The organism is Oceanobacillus alkalisoli, assembly GCF_022213125.1.
Lineage (GTDB): Bacteria > Bacillota > Bacilli > Bacillales > Amphibacillaceae > Oceanobacillus > Oceanobacillus alkalisoli.
The window spans coordinates 223462-244190 of the sequence record NZ_JAKNRA010000003.1 but is presented as its reverse complement, the minus strand read 5'-3'; the positions used below and the strand labels follow the sequence as shown (position 1 = coordinate 244190).

Annotated in this window: 18 protein-coding genes and 1 pseudogene; 6 read left to right on the top strand and 13 right to left on the bottom strand. The window is 41.5% G+C overall.

Annotated elements, in window-relative coordinates:
- Window positions 1-51 precede the first annotated feature (51 nt).
- The 3 genes from L3V42_RS07160 to ptsP are packed head-to-tail and all read left to right on the top strand — an operon-like array spanning window position 52 to window position 3388.
- Complete coding sequence (locus tag L3V42_RS07160) at window positions 52-489, top strand: PTS mannitol transporter subunit IIA (RefSeq protein WP_235763614.1); 438 nt, start codon at window positions 52-54, stop codon at window positions 487-489.
- A complete protein-coding gene (locus L3V42_RS07155) occupies window positions 490-1635 on the top strand; it encodes a mannitol-1-phosphate 5-dehydrogenase (protein WP_238471661.1) in 1146 nt (381 codons plus the stop codon).
- A 31-nt stretch (window positions 1636-1666) separates the two neighbouring features.
- A complete protein-coding gene (ptsP, locus tag L3V42_RS07150; RefSeq protein ID WP_235763616.1) occupies window positions 1667-3388 on the top strand; it encodes a phosphoenolpyruvate--protein phosphotransferase in 1722 nt (573 codons plus the stop codon).
- Window positions 3389-3444: 56 nt separating this feature from the next.
- Here ptsP and L3V42_RS07145 read toward each other — a convergent pair whose 3' ends face one another.
- The 4 genes from L3V42_RS07145 to L3V42_RS07130 form a co-directional block, all read right to left on the bottom strand.
- Complete coding sequence (locus L3V42_RS07145) at window positions 3445-3633, bottom strand: hypothetical protein (protein WP_238471660.1); 189 nt, start codon at window positions 3631-3633, stop codon at window positions 3445-3447.
- 123 nt (window positions 3634-3756) lie between these two features.
- Window positions 3757-5217 carry a CoA-acylating methylmalonate-semialdehyde dehydrogenase gene (locus L3V42_RS07140; protein WP_238471659.1) on the bottom strand — a complete coding sequence of 487 codons (1461 nt, stop codon included), beginning with the start codon at window positions 5215-5217 and terminating at the stop codon, window positions 3757-3759.
- 23 nt (window positions 5218-5240) lie between these two features.
- Window positions 5241-6377, bottom strand: a complete 1137-nt coding sequence (gene ald / locus L3V42_RS07135) for an alanine dehydrogenase (RefSeq protein ID WP_238471658.1) — start codon at window positions 6375-6377, stop codon at window positions 5241-5243.
- 18 nt (window positions 6378-6395) lie between these two features.
- On the bottom strand, window positions 6396-7757 hold the full coding sequence (locus tag L3V42_RS07130) for an aspartate aminotransferase family protein (protein ID WP_238471682.1): 1362 nt from the start codon (window positions 7755-7757) through the stop codon (window positions 6396-6398).
- A gap of 218 nt (window positions 7758-7975) precedes the next feature.
- Between L3V42_RS07130 and L3V42_RS07125 the strand changes: the two genes are divergently transcribed.
- On the top strand, window positions 7976-9598 hold the full coding sequence (locus tag L3V42_RS07125; protein WP_235763622.1) for a PucR family transcriptional regulator: 1623 nt from the start codon (window positions 7976-7978) through the stop codon (window positions 9596-9598).
- 60 nt (window positions 9599-9658) lie between these two features.
- Here L3V42_RS07125 and L3V42_RS07120 read toward each other — a convergent pair.
- Window positions 9659-10873: pseudogene (locus L3V42_RS07120) on the bottom strand (alanine/glycine:cation symporter family protein).
- A 118-nt stretch (window positions 10874-10991) separates the two neighbouring features.
- On the opposite strand from L3V42_RS07120, the gene L3V42_RS07115 reads away from it, so the two are divergent.
- Window positions 10992-11312 (top strand): LysR family transcriptional regulator substrate-binding protein, encoded by a 321-nt coding sequence (locus tag L3V42_RS07115; RefSeq protein WP_238471657.1) that lies wholly within the window; start codon window positions 10992-10994, stop codon window positions 11310-11312.
- A 39-nt stretch (window positions 11313-11351) separates the two neighbouring features.
- Here L3V42_RS07115 and rsmA read toward each other — a convergent pair whose 3' ends face one another.
- The 6 genes from rsmA to L3V42_RS07090 all read right to left on the bottom strand — a co-directional run bounded on the left by rsmA (window position 11352) and on the right by L3V42_RS07090 (window position 16446).
- On the bottom strand, window positions 11352-12230 hold the full coding sequence (gene rsmA, locus L3V42_RS07110) for a 16S rRNA (adenine(1518)-N(6)/adenine(1519)-N(6))-dimethyltransferase RsmA (RefSeq protein ID WP_235763625.1): 879 nt from the start codon (window positions 12228-12230) through the stop codon (window positions 11352-11354).
- A gap of 1 nt (window position 12231) precedes the next feature.
- Window positions 12232-12789 carry a ribonuclease M5 gene (gene rnmV / locus L3V42_RS07105; protein WP_235763626.1) on the bottom strand — a complete coding sequence of 186 codons (558 nt, stop codon included), beginning with the start codon at window positions 12787-12789 and terminating at the stop codon, window positions 12232-12234.
- A gap of 205 nt (window positions 12790-12994) precedes the next feature.
- Entirely contained in the window at window positions 12995-14209 is a 1215-nt protein-coding gene (locus tag L3V42_RS07100) for a resuscitation-promoting factor (protein ID WP_238471656.1), read from the bottom strand.
- A 446-nt stretch (window positions 14210-14655) separates the two neighbouring features.
- Window positions 14656-14778 (bottom strand): hypothetical protein, encoded by a 123-nt coding sequence (locus tag L3V42_RS18290; protein WP_255783431.1) that lies wholly within the window; start codon window positions 14776-14778, stop codon window positions 14656-14658.
- Window positions 14779-14817: 39 nt separating this feature from the next.
- Window positions 14818-15582 carry a TIGR01457 family HAD-type hydrolase gene (locus L3V42_RS07095; protein ID WP_238471655.1) on the bottom strand — a complete coding sequence of 255 codons (765 nt, stop codon included), beginning with the start codon at window positions 15580-15582 and terminating at the stop codon, window positions 14818-14820.
- A 24-nt stretch (window positions 15583-15606) separates the two neighbouring features.
- Window positions 15607-16446 (bottom strand): YitT family protein, encoded by an 840-nt coding sequence (locus L3V42_RS07090; RefSeq protein WP_235763629.1) that lies wholly within the window; start codon window positions 16444-16446, stop codon window positions 15607-15609.
- A 111-nt stretch (window positions 16447-16557) separates the two neighbouring features.
- On the opposite strand from L3V42_RS07090, the gene L3V42_RS07085 reads away from it, so the two are divergent.
- Window positions 16558-17427, top strand: a complete 870-nt coding sequence (locus tag L3V42_RS07085; RefSeq protein ID WP_238471654.1) for a LysR family transcriptional regulator — start codon at window positions 16558-16560, stop codon at window positions 17425-17427.
- A 44-nt stretch (window positions 17428-17471) separates the two neighbouring features.
- Here the strand turns inward: L3V42_RS07085 and L3V42_RS07080 are convergent, their stop codons facing one another.
- Entirely contained in the window at window positions 17472-18245 is a 774-nt protein-coding gene (locus L3V42_RS07080) for a TatD family hydrolase (protein WP_238471653.1), read from the bottom strand.
- Between the two features lie 67 nt (window positions 18246-18312).
- Window positions 18313-20319 carry a methionine--tRNA ligase gene (gene metG, locus L3V42_RS07075; RefSeq protein WP_238471652.1) on the bottom strand — a complete coding sequence of 669 codons (2007 nt, stop codon included), beginning with the start codon at window positions 20317-20319 and terminating at the stop codon, window positions 18313-18315.
- Window positions 20320-20729: the final 410 nt, after the last annotated feature.

Sequence of the window (20729 nt, the reverse complement as noted above, 5' to 3'; positions counted from 1 at the left end):
GTCATTTTTACCGGACTTTTTGAACAACCTCTATAAGGAGTGGTGTATACCATGGCAAAAGAAGTATTAGCAAAAGAAAATATTAAGTTGAACGTCTCATTAAACAATCAGGAAGAAGCGATTCGCTATGCAGGCCAAATTTTAGTAGATAATGGCTATGTCGAATCTTCCTATATCGATAAAATGTTTGAACGGGAAGAATTAACATCGACCTATATGGGGAACTTCGTCGCGATTCCACATGGTACAGAAGATGCGAAGTCAGAAGTAAATGATTCCGGCTTATCCGTCGTCACCGTTCCAGAAGGTGTAGCGTACGGAGATGGCAACACAGTGAAAATTTTAATTGGAATTGCTGGTAAAGGAGACGAGCACTTAGATATTCTCTCCAATATCGCAATCGTGCTCTCCGACGAAGACAATATCCAATCGATTCTTGACGCAGCGTCAGAAGAAGAAATCATTCGTATCTTTGATGAGGTGAACTAAATGGAAGCAGTACATTTTGGTGCAGGCAATATTGGACGTGGTTTTATTGGTTTATTACTCCATCAAGCGGCATATCACACAACCTTTGTCGATGTGAACGAAGAAGTGATTAAGGAAATCAACACAGAAAAACAATACAACGTCGTATTAACAGCAGAAGAAAGCGAAACGTTAACCGTTAAAAACATTTCGGGAATTCATAGTATCCAAGACCCAGGGAGAGTCGTCCAGGCAATTGTTCAAGCGGATATTATTACAACTGCTGTCGGGCCAAATGTATTGCCGATCATTGCTGAACTCATCGCTAAGGGGTTGAAAGAGCGAGCTAAAACAAATAATCAACCCCTAAATATTATTGCCTGTGAAAACATGGTCGGTGGCACTTCCTTTTTAAAGGAGAAAGTTTACGACCATCTGACACAAGATGAAAAGACAATATTTGATAACTTGTTCGGCTTCCCGGATGCAGCGGTGGATCGAATTGTACCGAACCAGAAACATGACAATCTACTTCAAGTTTCTGTAGAACCTTACTATGAATGGGTTGTGGAAGAACCTGCACTCAAAGGTACCAAGCCGAAGATTAATGGGATTACTTTCGTTCGAGATCTCACCCCTTATATCGAACGGAAGCTATTCACGGTCAATTCCGGCCATGCAGCTGTCGCTTATATCGGTCATCAGATGGGATACCACACCATTACAGAAGCAATTAATGACGAAAAGGTACAAGAAATAATAAAAGGCGCGTTACATGAGTCAGGCGAAGCGTTGATTCAAACATATAGCTTTAACCGGGAAGAACATCAAGCATATATTGAGAAAATTATCGGCCGCTTTATGAATCCATATATTTCTGATGAAATCACAAGGGTGGCAAGAGGTCCAATTCGTAAGCTTGGTGCTAAAGAACGACTCATTCGTCCGGCATCGATGTATATGGACGTAACCGGGAAAGCACCAACCTACCTTGCGAAAACAATTGCAGCTGCTCTTAAGTTTACTAATGAACAAGATGAAGAGGCAGTAAAATTACAGAAGATGATTGCAGAACAGGGTGTCCGAGAAACATTGAAAGAAGTTTCCGGTTTAGAAGAAGGACATCCCTTGCTTGAAGTTATTTTAAAGGCTTATAATGAAAGATAGACATTACGATAACTATTCAGGGGCTGGTAAAATGAACAAAGAATTAAAAGGAATTGCTGCATCACCTGGTATAGCGATTGCTAAAGCATACCAACTCGTAACACCGGACTTATCCTTTGAAAAAGTAACGACTGAAAATACAGAGGAAGAGATTAGCCGGCTAGAACAAGCATTAGAAGTTTCCAGAACGGAGCTCGAGAAAATCAAAGCGCATACGGAAAATAAGCTTGGTGAAGACCATGCTGCGATTTTCTCTGCTCATCTCTTAATTTTAAATGACCCAGAACTAATTAATCCGATGAAGGAAAAAATCGAAACGGATAAGGTTATTGCAGCAACTGCTGTTGAAGAAGTATCCGCGATGTTTATCGACATGTTCGAAAACATGGACAACGAATATATGCGGGAACGTGCCGCAGACATTAAGGATGTCACAAAGCGAATCATGGCACATTTACTTGGTGTCACCTTCCCGAACCCTGCATTAATTGACGAAGAGGTCGTCATTATCGCAGAGGACTTAACACCATCTGACACAGCACAATTGAACCGCGAATTTGTTCAAGGATTCGCAACAGACATCGGGGGCCGGACTTCACATTCCGCCATTATGGCAAGATCACTCGAAATACCTGCCGTTGTCGGAACGAAAAATATCACCGAATCCGTTGCACAAAATGATCTCATCATTATTGATGGTCTAGAAGGTAATGTCATCATCCATCCAACCGATGAAGAAGTGGCAACGTATAAGAAAAAACAGGCAGCTTACGCAAAACAACAAGAAGAGTGGGCTAAATTAAAAGACGAGCCTACGATTACGAAAGATGGCGCCGAGGTTGAGCTTGCTGCAAACATCGGAACACCAGATGACGTAGCAGGTGCTCTTCATAACGGAGCAGAAGGAATCGGTCTGTACCGGACCGAATTTCTATACATGGGTAAAAGTGAACTGCCATCTGAAGAAGAACAGTTTGAAGCATATAAATCCGTGCTTGAACAGATGGGGGACAAACCAGTTGTCGTCCGTACACTAGACATTGGTGGCGATAAAGAGCTGGACTACCTGGATCTGCCAAAGGAATTAAACCCATTTCTAGGCTTCCGTGCGATCCGTTTCTGTTTGGAAAATGAAGATGTTTTCCGCCCGCAGCTCCGTGCTTTACTTCGTGCAAGTGCCTTTGGGAACTTAAAAATCATGTTCCCAATGATTGCAACACTGGAAGAATTCCGCCAAGCAAAAGGGATCCTACTCGATGAGAAGGAAAAGCTAACTGCGGAAGGCATGGAAGTATCCGAGAATATCGAAGTCGGAATTATGGTCGAAATTCCATCTACAGCAGTTACTGCAGCACAATTTGCTAAAGAAGTTGATTTCTTCAGTATTGGAACGAATGACCTTATCCAATACACAATGGCTGCTGACCGGATGAATGAACAGGTTTCTTATCTCTATCAGCCGTACCATCCGGCAATCTTGAACTTAGTCAATAATGTGATTGAAGCGGCTCACAAAGAAGGTAAATGGGCTGGCATGTGCGGTGAAATGGCTGGAGACCCGATTGCTGTTCCAATTCTGTTAGGACTTGGACTAGACGAATTCAGCATGAGTGCAACATCTATCCTTCCCGCCCGGACACAGTTAAGCAAGCTCTCAAAAGAACAGATTGCTTCCCATAAGGAAGAATTGTTGGCGATGGGTACGACGGATGAGGTTGTTGAATTTATTAATCAACTCATCAATCAAGCTTAAAAAACTACATGAAATAGGGTACTGCACCTTCGGGTATACAGTACCCTTTTTAAATATCATTGCCCATCTAAAATCATTTCCTCCGATTCCCCGCCCCAGCTAATTGTTACCTTTATATCGCTATCCACTTGCCTTTCATTGAATGACATTCTCGTAGTTAATACACCCTCTTTATTCAACGACGCATTGACGCTTGTTGTTTGTAATCCCTCTCCAATCACAACATTGACTTTTCCCTTGGGCATTGCTTCTTCTCCAATATACTTGATGGAAAGACTCTCATCTCTCCAGTAGTCCATTGCCCAATGCTTGAAACAGGAAAAAAGCGCAAGAAAAATTCCTGCGCTTTTCATTCACAATGATTCATTTTAAACCCATCTTGTTGTAATCACTTTCTTACGCGTATAGAAATTAAGCCCGTCTTTCCCGTTCGCATGCAAGTCACCGTAAAAGGAATCTTTCCAGCCAGAGAACGGGAAGAATGCCATTGGTGCTGGAACTCCGATATTCACTCCCAGCATACCTGCATCAATTGTTTCTCTAAATTGGCGTACGCTTCCTCCATCTTTCGTGAAGATACATGCACCGTTTGCAAAGCGGGACTTATTGGAAAGCTCCACTGCTTCATCTAAATCTTTCACTCGAGAAATCGAAAGGACCGGTGCAAAAATTTCATCTTGCCAAATCTCCATATTTGACGTGACATTATCAAAAATAGTAGGGCCGACAAAATAGCCTGCGTCTTTCACCGCTTCGTCTTTACGACCGTCACGGACAAGTTTCGCTCCTTCTTTCTCACCTTTTTCAATATAACTTAACGTACGTTCCTTATGCTGTTCACGGATAACCGGGCCGAGAAAAATTCCTTCGTCCAGACCGTTTCCAATTTGAACATCATCTGCTTTTTGCTTTAATAAAGCAATGAATTCATCTGCTACCGAATCTTCTACTGCAACAACGGACGCTGCCATACAGCGCTCACCAGCTGAACCAAATGCAGCGTTTAAAATTTGTGTCGCTGCATTCTCCAGATTCGCATCCCCTAAAACGATTGAATGGTTTTTCGCTCCTGCTAAAGCTTGAACACGTTTCAGATTATCTGTTCCTCGCTTGTAAACATATTCTGCTACAGGCTGGGAACCGACGAAGGAAATAGCTGCTACATTTTTATGATCAAGCAAGCCATTTACAACCTCATGAGCACCGTGAACAATATTGAATACTCCTGCCGGCAGGCCCGCTTCTTCTAATAACTCCGCTAAACGATTCGCAAGCAGTGGTGTCCGTTCAGAAGGCTTCAATACGAATGTATTTCCAGTAACGATTGCCATTGGGAACATCCAAGCAGGAACCATCATTGGGAAGTTGAACGGTGTGATTCCGCCGATTACACCGATTGGGTAACGATATACCCCTGATTCAAGTCCAGTTGCAATTGATGGAAGCTGTTCCCCCATCATCAGAGAAGGAGCACCAGCTGCGAATTCGACATTTTCAATTCCGCGCTGTACTTCTCCGTAAGCTTCCGCGAAGTTTTTTCCATTTTCAATGGTAATGAGTCGTGCAAGCTCATCCCAATTATCTACGAGCAATTGCTGATACTTAAACAGAATCCTAGCACGGCGTGGGACCGCTAGCTCTTTCCACTCCTGGAATGCTTCGTTTGCCGTTTCTACTGCATGTTCCACATCTTCAGCGGATGAAATCGGCACATGTGCGATAACCTCTCCAGTCGCCGGGTTGTAAACCGGCTCCGATTTATCTGTATTTGCTTCAACCCACTTACCGCCAATATAGTTTTTTAATACTTCTACTGCTGTTTGTGTCATGTGAGAATCCTCCTTCTATATGTTTACGATAATACTTTTTCGATTGCTTCCAGTTCTTCGCTTGCTTCACTAAACGGTAAACCGTGCGCGTCTGCTACAGGCTTATACGTTACTTGACCATTTAGCGTATTGATCCCTTTATAAATTGCTGCGTTATCTGCACTTGCTTGTTTAATACCTTTATTCGCTACGTCAAGTACATATGGAAGTGTTACATTTTCAAGCCCTAGGGATGCTGTCTTTGGTACCGCTCCTGGCATGTTCGCCACTGCATAATGGACAACACCATGCTTTTCATACGTTGGATTGTCATGTGTTGTTACCCGGTCAGACGTTTCAAAAATTCCACCTTGGTCAATGGCCACATCAACGATTACTGCTTTGTTCTTCATTTCTTTGACCATGTCTTCTGTGACCAGTTTCGGAGCCTTTGTTCCAGGTATTAATACCGCTCCAACTACTAAGTCGGCTTCTTTCACAGCTTTTGCGATATTATAAGGGTTAGAAATCAATGTTTCGACCTGCTTACCGAATAATTCATCAAGCTGTTTAAGACGTTTCGGATTTAAATCAATGATTCGAACCTTAGCGCCTAGACCTAATGCAATCTCAGCCGCATTCGTTCCAACAACCCCGCCGCCGATAACCGTTACATTTCCTCGCTCTACACCTGGAATTCCACTTAAAAGGATTCCTTGGCCACCATAGCGTTTTTGTAAAAATTGTGCGCCGATTTGCGGGGCAATTCTTCCGGCAATCTCGCTCATCGGTGCGAGCAGTGGAAGAGATCCATCTGCTTCTTGAACCGTTTCATACGCAATACTAGCAACCTTCTTCTCTATTAATTGTTTTGTCAGTTCCGATTCTGCAGCTAAATGCAAGAACGTAAATAGTGTTAAGTCTTCACGGAAAAATTGAAATTCCTCTTCCAGCGGCTCTTTTACTTTAATAACCATTTCCTCCGCCCAGGCTTCCTTTGCCGTCGCGACAATCTTTGCACCTACTGTCTTATAGTCCTCATCTGTAAAACCGGATCCAAGCCCTGCATTTGTTTCTACTACTACTTCGTGATCTGCTTTTACTAAGCGATCCACCCCGGAAGGTGTGATCGCTATTCTATTCTCGTTGTTTTTAATTTCTTTAGGTACCCCTATTCTCATCTGAAACTCTCCCTTACATTACTTATTTTCAGCAAATACTTCATTTAGAACTTGCAGAATGAAATCAATGTCTTCATCTGTTGAAGATAATGGCGGGCTGAGTGTTAAAATATTGTTCTGTCCTGCAACTGTGTCCCCGTTCCGGCCGATGATTAATCCTTTCGCTTTACAATCACCAATCAGCTTAGCAATCCGGCCATTGGAAGCTGGTTCCTTTGTTTCTTTATCTTCTACAATTTCAATTCCAGCAAGCAGTCCTAATCCACGAATATTACCAACATTAGGGTGATCTTGCAAATCATTTAATCCTTGTAGAAGCTTGGATCCTAATTGTTTGGAACGCTCGAACAGATTTTCACGCTCCATAATCTCAATATTCTTGAGTGCAACAGCACAAGCTGCCGGACTTCCGCCAAATGTGTTCACGTGACGGAAATGACGATTGTCTCCTGTTCCTTTGAATGCTTCGTAAATATCTTTACGAACAGCTGTAATGGATAACGGTAAATAAGCGCTTGTTAAGCCTTTTGCCATCGTGATAATATCTGGCTTAATGTTGAACTGCTGGTGGCCGAATGCTTTACCAGTTCGACCGAAGCCACAGATGACTTCATCGATAATGAGCAGGACGCCGTTACGCTCACAAATACGCTCCACTTCCTGGACATACACTTCATGAGGCATGATAACTCCGCCCCCTGTAATGAGCGGTTCCATAATAACTGCTGCAATGGATTCCTTTTGCTCATAATTGATCGTCTCTTCAATCTCTCTTGCTTTTTGTAAGTTATATTCTTCTACCGTTAGGTTATCCGGTTTCCGGTAATTATCCGGGGGAGAGACATGTAAGAAACCAGATGAAAGTGGCTCATATTTATATTTCCTTAATGCTTGCCCTGTCGCTGAAAGTGCACCCATCGAACTGCCGTGATAAGCACGGTAACGGGAAATTACTTTGTAACGATTTGGATCGCCATTTTGCTGGTGGTACTGGCGGGCAATTTTAAACGCAACCTCATTCGCATCTGATCCACTGTTGGAATAGAACATCACGTAGTCTTCTTCCAGCATGCTATTGATTTTCGCTGCCAGTTCAATCGCTGGCTCATGACTATTCGTCATCGGTGTATAGGCCATTTTCTTCAATTGCTCCGCAGCAGCCTCAGCCAATTCCTCCCGGCCGTAGCCAACATTCACACACCATAATCCGGACATACCGTCTAAATAACGATTGCCATTCTGATCGGTAATCCAGGAGCCTTGCCCCTTTTCTACGATCATTGGTGCGCCTTCTTCACGGTATGGTGAAATATGGTGCCAAACATGCTGTCGATCCTTTTCTTCCAGTGATAATTGTTCCTTTTGCTGTAGCGCCTTCATTTTAAATGTCTCCCTTCCAAGATAAAATATTTTTTGACGAAATGTATAGTCTGTATTTCTTGTTGTGTTTAAAGTAGTATCATCAATTGACTTTATTACTAGTATTGACATAACTCGGGTGCCATCCCATAATTAAGTTTACATTGTTCCGAAAATAATAGCATCTTACATAAAGTAAAATGTTTTAAGATTTTATTTTACAGTTTGGAGGGAAACGGATGGAGAATTTTAAAGTAACGGTAAAAGACATCTTAAAGCGAAGGTTATTTAAGAATGCAACGTTAATTACTGGTGGAAATGGAGTAGGCAGGGAGATTACATGGACACATATTCTGGAAATGGAAGCGTTCGATTCTTTTATCAACGGCGGAGAACTGATTTTAACAACTGGCTCTAATATGCCGCTCGATTCCAAAGAAGGTATCCCTAAGTTAAAGAAATTAATTGAACTGGAAGTTGCTGCGCTCTGTATCGAACTTGGGACACATGTGCAGGAGATCGAACCGGTTATTATTGCATTCGCTAATGAACATGACTTTCCTATTATTATATTTAGAGATGTTGTGAAATTTGTAGATATCACCCAGGATTTACACACAATCCTCATTAACAGTCACCACGAACAGCTCAAGTATCTCCATGATCTTTCTAATGTGTTTAACGAATTGTCTTTGGAACCGAACGGGGTTTTAAAAATATTAAAGAAACTACACGAATCTTTCAATCTGGATGTAGTACTCGTTTCAGATGACAAACAATTATTTTACTATCCGCTTAAAAATAAGGAACAGGCAGAAACAATTCTTTCTCTGATTGATACAGAGAGAGAAGTTGAACCTTATCACGAAGTTCTCTTTCACGATGACTATTACACTGTTTTCCCGATTAAAGGACTCGGGTCTTCTTGGGGGGATCTATATATCCAAGAACGGAGCGCAGCATTAGATGAGTTCTCTTTCTCCATCATCGACCGGGCGACGCTGGCGATTGCACAAATCATGCTAAGGAATAAAACAATCGAGGAAAGAAAACAGAATCAAGAAGAGAATTTGGTGCAACAGTTATTGCACGGAGAAGAATATGAATCCACCGCAGCATTAAAGTTTTTACCTGCTCCCGCTGAGAATCTTTATTATAGATTAATTATGATTGAGAATAGTTCCTATCATAAGGAAATGAGAGATGAAGATTGGGAAGAGATAAAGCTCCAGCAATCAATTATTCTCCGGTCGATTTTTAAAAGACATAATTTCTTTCCCGCTATTTCCATTACGAAGAATAATATTGCGGTGATTGCTTCTTACTATAAGAGTAGCTACGCAAATAGTGATATCGACATTTTCACGATAATTAGCGAGGCGATTAAGAAAAGCAACAAAGATAATATATTCCGTGGGAAAAATTCTTATATCGGTATTAGCAGTCTGCAGAAGGATTATGCAAAACTAAATAAGTGTTACGCTGAAGCAAATGCGGTACTAGCGATTCAAAAGATGGATATTCTAGATATTTTGTTCTTTGAGGATATTGGGATTTATCGGTTGTTGATGAATCTCCCTAAGCATGAATTGGAAGCTTATGTCTTCGATTACTTAGAACCGCTGCTGGACCATTCACGACAAACAAAAAATGATTTACTGCTCACACTTGCTGTGTACTTGGAAACGATGGGATCTAAGAAGGAAACGTCCGAAAGACTCTCCATTGTGAGACAAACATTATATCATCGCTTGGAAAAGATTGAAGAGCTAATGGGAGAAGATTTTATGAAGCCGACGAATCGGCAGGCAATAGAGCTTGCGATTGGGGCTTATGCATTGTTGGGTAATAAAGTAAATTAAAATGGGATGTGACCTATTTTTACCGGTCACATCCATACACTTCTTTTCACATCTATCAATCTAAACAATACGTTGTTCTCTTTCCACTTGATCTTTCTTACCTTCTTTTTCATTTTCCTCAGGCGGCCACTCCCAAAAGTCAGCACTGGCAATTGCAGCTGCCTTCGCATCAAACACAGGGTCTTTTCCAGCTTTTCTTTGTGTTTCATAATCTTTCAGCGCTAATATCGCTGGCTTCGTTAGAAAAGCAGGCGCTATCATATTCAGCCAAGCCATGATCCCAAAACCTAAATCACCTAGTCCCTAAGCTAAGGACGCCGAATTGATACTGTTATAAAAAACAGCAATCAGCAGGCCGAACTTTAAAACGGTTAATGGCCATGTGATTTTATTTTCCCTATTCCGATTCATGAAGGCAAGGCTTATCTCTGCTTTATAGGAATATGTTATCAAACTTGTAAAAGCAAAGAAGAAGATAGCAATTGCTACAAATGGCGCACCAAGTCCGGATACAAATGATTCTACCGCAAGCTGGACATTACTAGCACCAGCCTCAACCGTTCCGATATTGTCCGCAACCATTGTTCCGTCCGATAATTGCACGTTATACATCCCGGTTGTGATGACCATAAATGCTGTTGCCGAACAAATGATTAGTGTTGTGATATAGACAGAGAGCGCTTGCACTAATCCTTGTTTTACAGGGTGAGAAACTTCCGCAGCCCCCGTTTCAAACGTTTCACTACCAAAGCCGGCAGCATTCGAAAACGCCCCTCGTTGAACTCCCCAGGCAATGGCCGATCCGATAATTTCACCAAATGTAGACTCTCGGTTCAACGCACTGGAAAAGATGAGCGATATGACATGAGGAATTTCTGTAAAATTAACGACTAAAATAAGGACGCAAAGCAAAATATAACCTATCGCCATCACAGGAACGATGATTTCAGCGGTCTTTGCAATCCGCTTCACACCTCCGAAGATAACAGCAGCCATTAAAATAACAGTAAAAGTTGCTGTAAAGAGCGGATTGATTCCGAACGCATCATCCAATGAAAGCGCGATGGTATTCGCCTGAATTCCTGGAACAAGTACCGTCATGGAAATCATCGTTACGACCGCAAAAATCGCAGCAAACCAATTCTTATTCAATCCCTTACTAATAAAATAAGGTGTCCCCCCTCTATACTGACCATCCTGCTTCACCTTATAAATTTGAGAGAGAGTCGTTTCGATAAAGGCAGTACTAGCGGAGAAGAAATACAGGAATGTCAACTGCATTCGCTTCCTGTTATTGGAAATTTCCAAAAAATCCGCATGCACCTGAGATTGCGCGGGCTCCTTCTGCCTCCAGTTGCTGAGCTGCTAGGATAACATCCAACAGCAAGTAAAAGTGAAACAGATTGAAAAGTATCCATTAATTAAACCGAAAGCCGGTTGGGATCTGGAAGTGGATGAACTCTTTTCCAAACATCAAATCAGCCCGCTTGTTGCGTATGAAGTATCAGATGACCAATCAATTATTGCGCTTGTTCAAGCGAATTTGGGAATTAATATCAGACCTGGGATCGTTCTACAACAACAGCATAACGCTATTAAAACGTTGCCCTTTGCAGGTGATGTCTATCGTACGATCGCCTTGGCGACAGCAACAAATGTATCTCACGCTACAAAACGTTTCCTTGAAGTTGTAACCAAATTATTCCAGGAATGAAAAGACGGCAGGATGCTTCAGGTGCACCTTGCCGTCAATTCATTCGTTTATTTCTTTATAAAACACATTCGCAAGCTCTGCGAATTCCTCCATACTTAAGGATTCACCGCGTCTTTCGCCATCTATTCCCGCCCGGTCCATTATTTCCTGAATCTCCGTCTTATTCATATCCGAGAAAAGGTTTGCTATATTATTTCGTAACGTCTTCCTCCGCTGGGCAAAACTCGCCTTAACGATTCGGAAAAAGAATTCCTCATCCGCTACATGGACTGGCGGCTCTTTACGTAACTCCAACTTCAAAATACCGGAATCAACATTCGGCTGCGGATTAAACACTGTCTTCGGTACAGTCATAACGACTTCTGCATTCGTATAATATTGAACCGCAATTGTTAAGGAACCATAACTTTTACTATTTGGTTCAGCTGCCATCCGTTCTGCCACTTCTTTTTGGATCATAACGGTAATACTTTCAACCGGCAACCGGTCATGGAGAAGTTTCAAAAGAATCGGTGTCGTAATATAATACGGCAGATTTGCAACGATATGGATTGGCTGATTTTCTTTAAACTGCTGTCTTATTACTTCAGTGACATCTGCTTCTAATATATCCTGATGGATAATCTCGATATTGGGATAGGTTTCTAATGTATCCTCTAAAATCGGCAGCAGGCGCTGGTCGATTTCAAACGCGACGACCTTGTCCGCATGAATGGCAAGCTGTTCGGTCAAAGCGCCGATTCCCGGCCCGATTTCAATGACACCCGACTCTTTATTAACATCTGCATGCTTTAATATATTTTGTAAGATGTTTACATCGATAATAAAATTCTGGCCTAAACTCTTTTTGAAAGCAAAAGCATATTTTTTCAAAATTTCTTTCGTCTTCGATGGGGTTGCGATATATTTGGTTGACATGTCAATCCTCCTGCTGGATGGCTTTTACTGCCGCTTCGAAATCTTCTTTGGTAATCTGGAACTGATTTAATCGTTTCAATAATTGTTTCCCGTTCGTATGACCAATTTTCAACTGTTCACCTAGCTGTTTTCTGCGTTCACTTGCTTCCCTTACACCGATGAGACGATGGGTGAGAAGATCTTCTTTTGTGATTTCTCCTCGTGTTTCCTCGGTGAGTTCATATACTTTACGCAGTGCTTCTCTTATTATTTCCGGGCTGGCGTGTTCAATGCCTAAACTCCTGTTATGCGGATTTTTCGCCCTTGCCTCGTCCTGAGTAAGAAATGCATGCTTACAACCGGGAACGGATTGATCTATGATGTGACGAATACGCTGGCCGGGATAGTCGGGATCGGTAAAAATAATGACGCCCCGCTTTTCTTGCGCGTGGCGAATCCGGCTAATGATTTCTTTATTAACCGCCGAACCGTTCGTCTCAATCGTATCTGCCTGGATTGCCTGATTAATTTTAGCTGTGTCGTCTCTTCCTTCCACGACGATGATTTCTTTTATCTTCAAAACTTGCCCTCCACGTAAATAAAGCTCTTCCCATGATTTTACCATGAGAAGAGCGTAATTACTAAAATAAGTATTAATATGTGTTCAAAAAGGACCGAGAATTTCGAGGTGGTGAGTTCTAAGTTGTCCACAGGACGTGGACCGTCTTAGTAGAACCTCCCTTTCACGAAGCGGCATTTTTACCGGACTTTTTGAACAGCCTCTATTAGTTCATAATTTTCACTTGTACCGTGCGTACTCCCCAATCATATGCTGCACCCTTATTTGGCACATGCACATCAATACGTTTACCACGGATTGCACCGCCAGTGTCTCCTGCTACAGCTTCCCCGTAGCCTTCCACCCATACTCTCGTTCCAAGTGGAATGACATTTGGATCCACTGCGATTACCTTCTGATTAGGGTTCGCCTTTAAATTGATTCCAGTAGACGTGACACCAGAACAGCCGCTACAGGAAGCAGTGAATGCACTTGCAGTTACTGTTAACGTTTTTCCGCCACCCTGTGACTTGTCAGATTTGCTTGAAAGTGTAACAAGCCCTGGATCTGCCTCTTGGACAGGCTCTTTCGTACCAATCGCTACTACGCGATCCTTACTCTCTTTCGTCACTTCTTCTTCAATTATTTCCCGGGAAACTTCTTCCCCATTTTCTTTTGTAATCTTATACTTCTTTACAACTTGGCCTTCTTCCCCTTGGGTAATGACCTTTTCTTCTCCTTTTTGCAGTGTAGCGTCTTCTTGTTTTTCCGTTTCAAAAGCAACTGCTTCTTCTTTTTCTACCGTCTCTGTTGTCACACGAGTGATATCAACGGTTGTGTCCTTCTTTATCTTTTTGTCTAATGCCGGATTAACCTTATCAGCATCATTCAATTCGATATTATTCTCCGCTAGCAATTCTTCTACCGTGCCACCAGTGGCAGGAATGGTTAACTCCTTACCGCCATCAACTACTGTAACATCAAATGCCTTCTTCACATTGATTTCCAGGCCATTCTCAATTGAATCTCCATCTGCATGGGATACCTCGTCATGCTCGGAGAAGGTCAGATCCTGCTGTTTTAAAAATGCTAATACGGTATCTTCTGTTGTATAGAAACTCTCAGGCTCCCCGTCGATTGTAACGGTTACCTGACGCGCTGTCTTATAATCGATTGTCATTCCGTTTTCAATTGGTGCTTCTTCCTTGTGTGATAGTTCATCATGGGCACCAACTGTAATTCCCACTTCTGAAAATAGCTCTGCCACCGTGTTTTTGTGGGTGTTTACAACTTGTTCTTCTCCATTGTCTACGATGATTACTTCTTTTTTTGTTGCTTCGACTACTAGTAAGCTCGTAAATAAAACAAGTGCTAAAACACCAATACTCGAAAGAACCATTTTCGCTTTTGATGCTAGCATAAGCTTATGAAAAATTTTCATGCTCCTGCCTCCTTGTACGAAACCGATTATATTAATACGTATATGTAAAGTCAAAGCTATTCCGTTTACAATCAAATTACAATTCAATTACAGTTCGATTGTAAATATATTTCATAGCCTCTAATCGCTTGGTATACAAGGGTTACGAAATTATCTATTTATTCAGTATAATAGTATTTAGCATGTAAAATCTAGCTTACCAGGTAATGGATGTTTCTGGAAATAAGACATTGTTTACATTTATATAACAGAAATGAAGGAGTTTCGACACGGTTTTACAGAGAATTTTTCTTATTAGAGGAAATATCGGAGAACACACGGAAAAAGGCTGGGATATAACGAATCCCAGCCTTTTTATTTAGATTACAGAATAGCCCCCATCAATAAAGAGATGTGTACCTGTTATGAACCTCTCATGACTGAAATCGCGGCTGTTCTTGGTTTATTTATATAAGATGATTCATCCGATATGCCAGAAATACAATAGCGCCTAGTACGTCATTCGGTTTACCGATTCGCTTCAGCATTGTTAATCCCGCTTCTTTGGCAAAAATTGCTTCTTCTTGCAATCTTTAAAGCTAACCTGCCATTTCTAAGATTTAAACTTGCTAAATTTCAAATTCCGATAAATCTTTCAATATATGAGTAGGCTGCTTATCATAAGTCAAAACATCATCTCGTTTTGAAAAACCGCCTTCGATGTAAATCGTTGGAATCCCGGCGTGAATCCCTGCTAAAATATCGGTGAAATAATTATCCCCAATCATCGCGACATCATCTTTAGAAAGACCTATCAGGTCTAATGCCTTCTCCATAATCGTAATATTAGGTTTCCCAATAAAAATAGGCTTTACCCCTGTAGAAACGCTAATAACAGATGCCATCGCACCATTTCCTGGCATTAACCCCCGCTCTGTCGGGAGAGCCAGGTCTCCATTCGTTACAACATAAGTTGCGCCATTATTGATTGCTAAGCAGGCTTGAAAGTATTTTTCATAATTTATTTCGCGGTCAAGTCCGAATACAACATACTCAGCTTCTTCTCCTTGCTCCACGAGAATCAACCCTTTCTCAGTCAGTGCTTGCTTGAGACCAATTTCACCAATCATATAAATTCTTGCATTCGGGTTCAAATCAGACACATACTGAGCAGTGGCCAGGGAAGATGTATAAATCTGTTCTTTCGTAACCGGATAGCCAAATGACTCTAATACTTTCACGACCATTTGCGGTGTTTTTGTCGAATTATTTGTTAAAAACAAATAAGGAATTCCTCTCTCATGTAGTTTTTTTACAAATTCTAGTGTTTCTTGAATGACTTCTGTTCCACGGTAAGCAGTACCATCCAAGTCAATTAAATACCCTTTATACATTCCAATCATTCTTTCCTACGTTTACTATGTTTTTGAAATATCCATAAACCCTTCGCCAAACACATCTCGCACATCATGGATTGCAACGAACGCATCTTGATCCTTTTCTTTTACAATTCTCTTTAATTTAATCACTTCTTGTTTGCTAATAATGATATATAGGATTTCCTTCGAGTCTTTCGTATAATATCCATGTCCTGAAAAAACGGTAACACCTCTGCCGATTAATAAGTTTACTTGTTCTGCAATTTCATCCGGGTTCTTAGTTATGATTGTAGCAGCTTTTTTCGGATTCAACCCCTCAATAATGAACTCCATTACTTTTGTTCCGATATAGAGCATCAGAACGGTCAACATCACTTTCTCTATTCCGATGATAAAGTAAGATCCCATGACAACAATTAAATCAAAGAATAGCAAGCCATAACTGATACTCCAGCCTAAATATTTATTTGTGATACTAGCTAAAATTGCCGTACCCGCAGTCGTACCGCCAACCCTAATAATTAAACCGATCCCCACACCAGCAAAGACACCGCCAAATATCGCGTTAATAATAATCTCATCTGAAGCAACATTCCAGCCTTCTGTCAGATGTAAAAATAGCGAAAAGAAGAGTACCGTAATAATCGTATAAACGGTTGTCGTTTTTCCTAAGAATCGGTAACCTACGAGCAGTAAAAGTGAGTTTAATATGAGGTTAACAAGTCCCGGTGACCATTCGAACATGTAATAAAATATAATCGTTAACCCGGTTACGCCCCCTTCACCGAGTTCATTCGGTATGACGAAAAGATTAATGGAGAGTGCGAATATCAGTGAACCTATAGTAAGAAAAATGATATCTACGATTCTCTTTTTCATAAAAGTCTCACATCCTTTACTTGACTTAATTTTAATTTAAACAGAGACTGATTAACAAAACAAATTTATTTTAACTATACCATTAATTACTTTCATGATGGAGGGGTTACCGTGACGATTCAACGGTATGAAATTTTTAATAAAGTCGTAGCCATAGAAAATATTACAAAGGCTGGAGAGGAACTGAACCTCACCCAGTCAACGGTCAGCCATGCTATTAAAAGCTTGGAAGATGAACTTGGATTCCGTCTGTTGGTCCGTAATCGTTCTGGAATCAATTTGACAAGAGAAGGAGAGAAATTTTACGAATATACGCGGAAAATCATTAATATGAATAATATCTTATTCGAAGAGGCTGCCGCATTAGTCGGAATGGAGACAGGCTGTATCAAGGTCGGGACCTTTTCAAGTGTTACGACGAACTGGATGCCGACAATTTTTAAAGCTTTCAAACAGAGCTATCCAGGTATTTCCATTGAATTTGTTGAAGATGATTTTGACGGGCTCGAAGACAGGGTAATCGCGGGGGAACTGGATTGCTGTTTTACAACGAAACCGGCAAATAAAAATATTGAATTTATCTCCCTAAAAAAAGACCCGTTATATTGTATCGTTTCAAAAGCAAGCCCCTTGCACAAACAGAAAAAAATAAAGATGAGTCAACTGGAGGAATATCCGTTGATCCAGCCGGAAGTAGGCTGGGACAATGAAATCCATGAATTATTCCAGCGGCATCACATTGAGCCGAATATGAAATATAAAATTTCGGATGATCATTCGATTTTTGCCCTCGTCGAAGCGAATATCGGGATCAGTATCCGACCAGGACTCGTATTAAAGCATTACTGGCATCAGATCATCCCGCTTGAATTTGAAAAAGAAGCATACCGGATAATCGGCATCGCCCACACGGATCAAGCATCACCTGCTACGAAAAGTTTTATTAACAAAGTGATAGATCTGTATCAAAATGTCGAATAAAAAAAGTGGAACAGATAGAGATGATTTCTCCATCTATCCCATTTTTATTTCGCTTCAATATTATAAACGTTAAATGCATTTTTCGTCGTCGCTTCAGCAACTTCTTCTAATGTTATTTCTCGAAGCTCCGCAATTTTCTCTGCTACAAGTTTGACGTAAGCAGGCTCGTTGCGTTTCCCGCGAGTTGGATGTGGTGCAAGATACGGGGCATCGGTTTCAATCAATAAGCGATCCAGTGGCACTTCCTTTGCCACTTCTTTTGGCAGCGGGGCATTTTTAAATGTTACCGGACCACCTAAAGAAATATAAAAATTCATATCTAAACAGCGCTGGACATATTGTACCGAATCATTGTAACAGTGCATAATTCCGCCAACCGTATGGGCTTTTTCTTCTTCAAGAATTTGAATAATATCTTCCGTCGCTTCCCGGTTATGGATTATAATCGGCATGTCCAACCTTTTCGCCAAGCGAATCTGTTCCCGGAACACGTCAGCCTGAACGTCTTTCGGTGATTTATCCCAGTGATAATCAAGCCCCATTTCACCGATTGCAACGACTTTCGGATGCTCGGACAACTCTTCTATCCAAGCTAATTCTTTATCCGTCATATCAATCGCGTCAACTGGATGCCAGCCGATTGCCGCATAAATCGTCTCATATTGTTCCGCTATTTCAATCGCAAGAGGAATCGTTTCATGGTCAAAGCCAACAACGGTCATATGCGTAACCCCTGCATCAAAGGCACGCTGGATTGTTTCTTCGCGGTCTTCTTTAAATTGCCAAGCATTCATGTGGACATGTGTATCAAATAACATTTGTTCAGCTCCTTCATATATAAAGAAAACCCTGCTCCATATAGCAGGGTAATTCTTTTTTATCCGTTTACGAAATTAATGAACCATTCGGCACGTCTTGCGGTGCTTCAACAACTGTAAGTTTTCCATCAGATTCTGCAGATAGAATCATACCTTGGCTCACTTCTCCGCGCATCTTACGTGGTTTTAAGTTCGCGACAATTACTACCTTTTTACCAATTAATTCTTCCGGATTCGGATAATGCTCCGCAATCCCAGAAAGAATCTGACGATGTGCTTTATCGCCCGCATCGAGTCGGAATTTCAGCAATTTATCCGCACCTTCCACTTTAGAGCATTCGATCACTTCCGCAACCTTTAGTTCTACGCGGTCAAATTGGTCAATTTTAATCTGTTTCTCTTTACTGGAAACGAGTTCGGTTTCTTCTGGGTTCCATTCTTCTTCACTAGCAGCGCCCCCAGCCATTTGGGAACGAATGTATTCTGCTTCTTCCTCTGCTTCAAGACGCGGGAAGATTGGAGTACCCTTCTTAACGACTGTAACATTTTCAGGGAAGTTCCCAAATTGAACATCTTCCCAGTTCCCCGCCATATCTGTATCTAGGCCGAGCTGTTCGAAAATTTTCTTCGGTGCATGTGTTAGGAACGGTTGCAGTAGGGATGCAGCAATCCGCAAGCTTTCTGCCAAATGTACCATAATACTTGCAAGTTCTGCTTGTTTGTCTTCCTCTTTCGCAATCTTCCATGGCTCGGTTTCATCAATATATTTATTCGCTCGAGAGATGAGGCGCCATACATGCGTGAGTGCACTACTAAATTGCATTTTCTCCATTTCTTTCTGGTAATCTGTAATCGTTTCTGCAGCTGTTTGTTTTAAGTCCTCATCAAAAGCCGTAATATTTCCTTTGTAGCTTGGAACTTGTCCGTCTAAATATTTATTAATCATGGCGACTGTACGATTCAGTAAGTTTCCGAGGTCATTTGCCAAGTCAAAGTTAACACGGGAGACGAAATCTTCCGGAGTAAAGACGCCATCGCTTCCGAACGCAACTTCACGCATTAAGTAGTAGCGCAATGCATCTAAACCATAGCGTTCAACAAGCATTTCCGGATAGACGACATTTCCTTTCGACTTCGACATTTTTCCGTCTTTCATTAAGAGCCAGCCATGACCAAAAATTTTCTTCGGCAGTGGCAAATCAAGAGCTATTAGCATAATCGGCCAGTAAATGGTATGGAAGCGTACAATTTCCTTCCCAACCATATGGACATCTGCCGGCCAGTATTTATTGAACAACTCATCATTTTCCGTACCGTAACCAAGTGCGGTAATATAGTTCGCCAGAGCGTCAATCCATACATACACAACATGCTTCGGATTGCTCGGTACTGGAATCCCCCAAGAAAATACAGTACGAGAGACTGCTAAGTCTTCCAGTCCCGGTTTAATGAAGTTATTGATCATTTCATTTTTACGGGATTCTGGTTGGATGAATTCAGGATGTGTTTCGTAATGTTCAAGTAAACGATCTGCATACTTGCTCATCTTGAAGAAGTACGATTCCTCTTTGATCAGTTCTACTGGATGTCCACTGTCTGGGGATTTACCAGCAATAACATTCCCGTTTTTATCATGTTCTACATCGACTAATTGTGTTTCTGTATAGAACGTTTCATCCGGAATCGAATACCAGCCTTCATACTCATCAAGATAAATATCACCTTGTTCAAGGAAACGTTCAAAGATATCCTGAACAATTTTTTTGTGAGTCGGCTCGGTCGTACGGATGAATTTATCATTGCTAATTTCGAGCAGCTTCCAAAGCTTCTTCATTCCTTCTGCCATTTCGTCCACGTAGGCTTGCGGCGAAACATTCAACTCTTCCGCTTTCTGCTCAATCTTTTGCCCGTGTTCATCACTTCCTGTAAGATAGAACACATCATAGCCGGTCATTCGTTTATACCGCGCCATAACGTCACAGGCAATCGTGGAATAAGCGTTACCGATATGTAGCTTTCCACTTGGATAATAAATGGGTGTTGTTATATAAAAGGTGTTTTTCGAATTACCCATGGTGAACCTCCTCATTAGTATCATTATACCTAAAATCTATTGTAACGATTATATAAGAATTTGCCAAATGGAACAAAAGCGTAAGCGCCCGTTTAGCGACGTACGGACTGTGCCTCCCAGGACGGGAGGTAGTTCGATGTTGCCACAGGACGTGGCGATCTTAATCGAACTTCCTATTTTCCCGTAGGAGATAAAGGAAACATAGCGACCAAAGGGAGCTGATGTTGACTTTCACCGCAAGGGTATAAGTGCGACTAAGCCTCTGGCAAAGCCAATCGGCAAGTCTTCTTTATCGCACGGAGGTGAAGGAAGTCTCGCTAGTCGCTGGGCGCTGGAGCTGGACGTGATTATCAAGCTATTATGATAGCTAAACTTTATGGCGTTATAACTTTCTTTAGCATGCAAAAGAT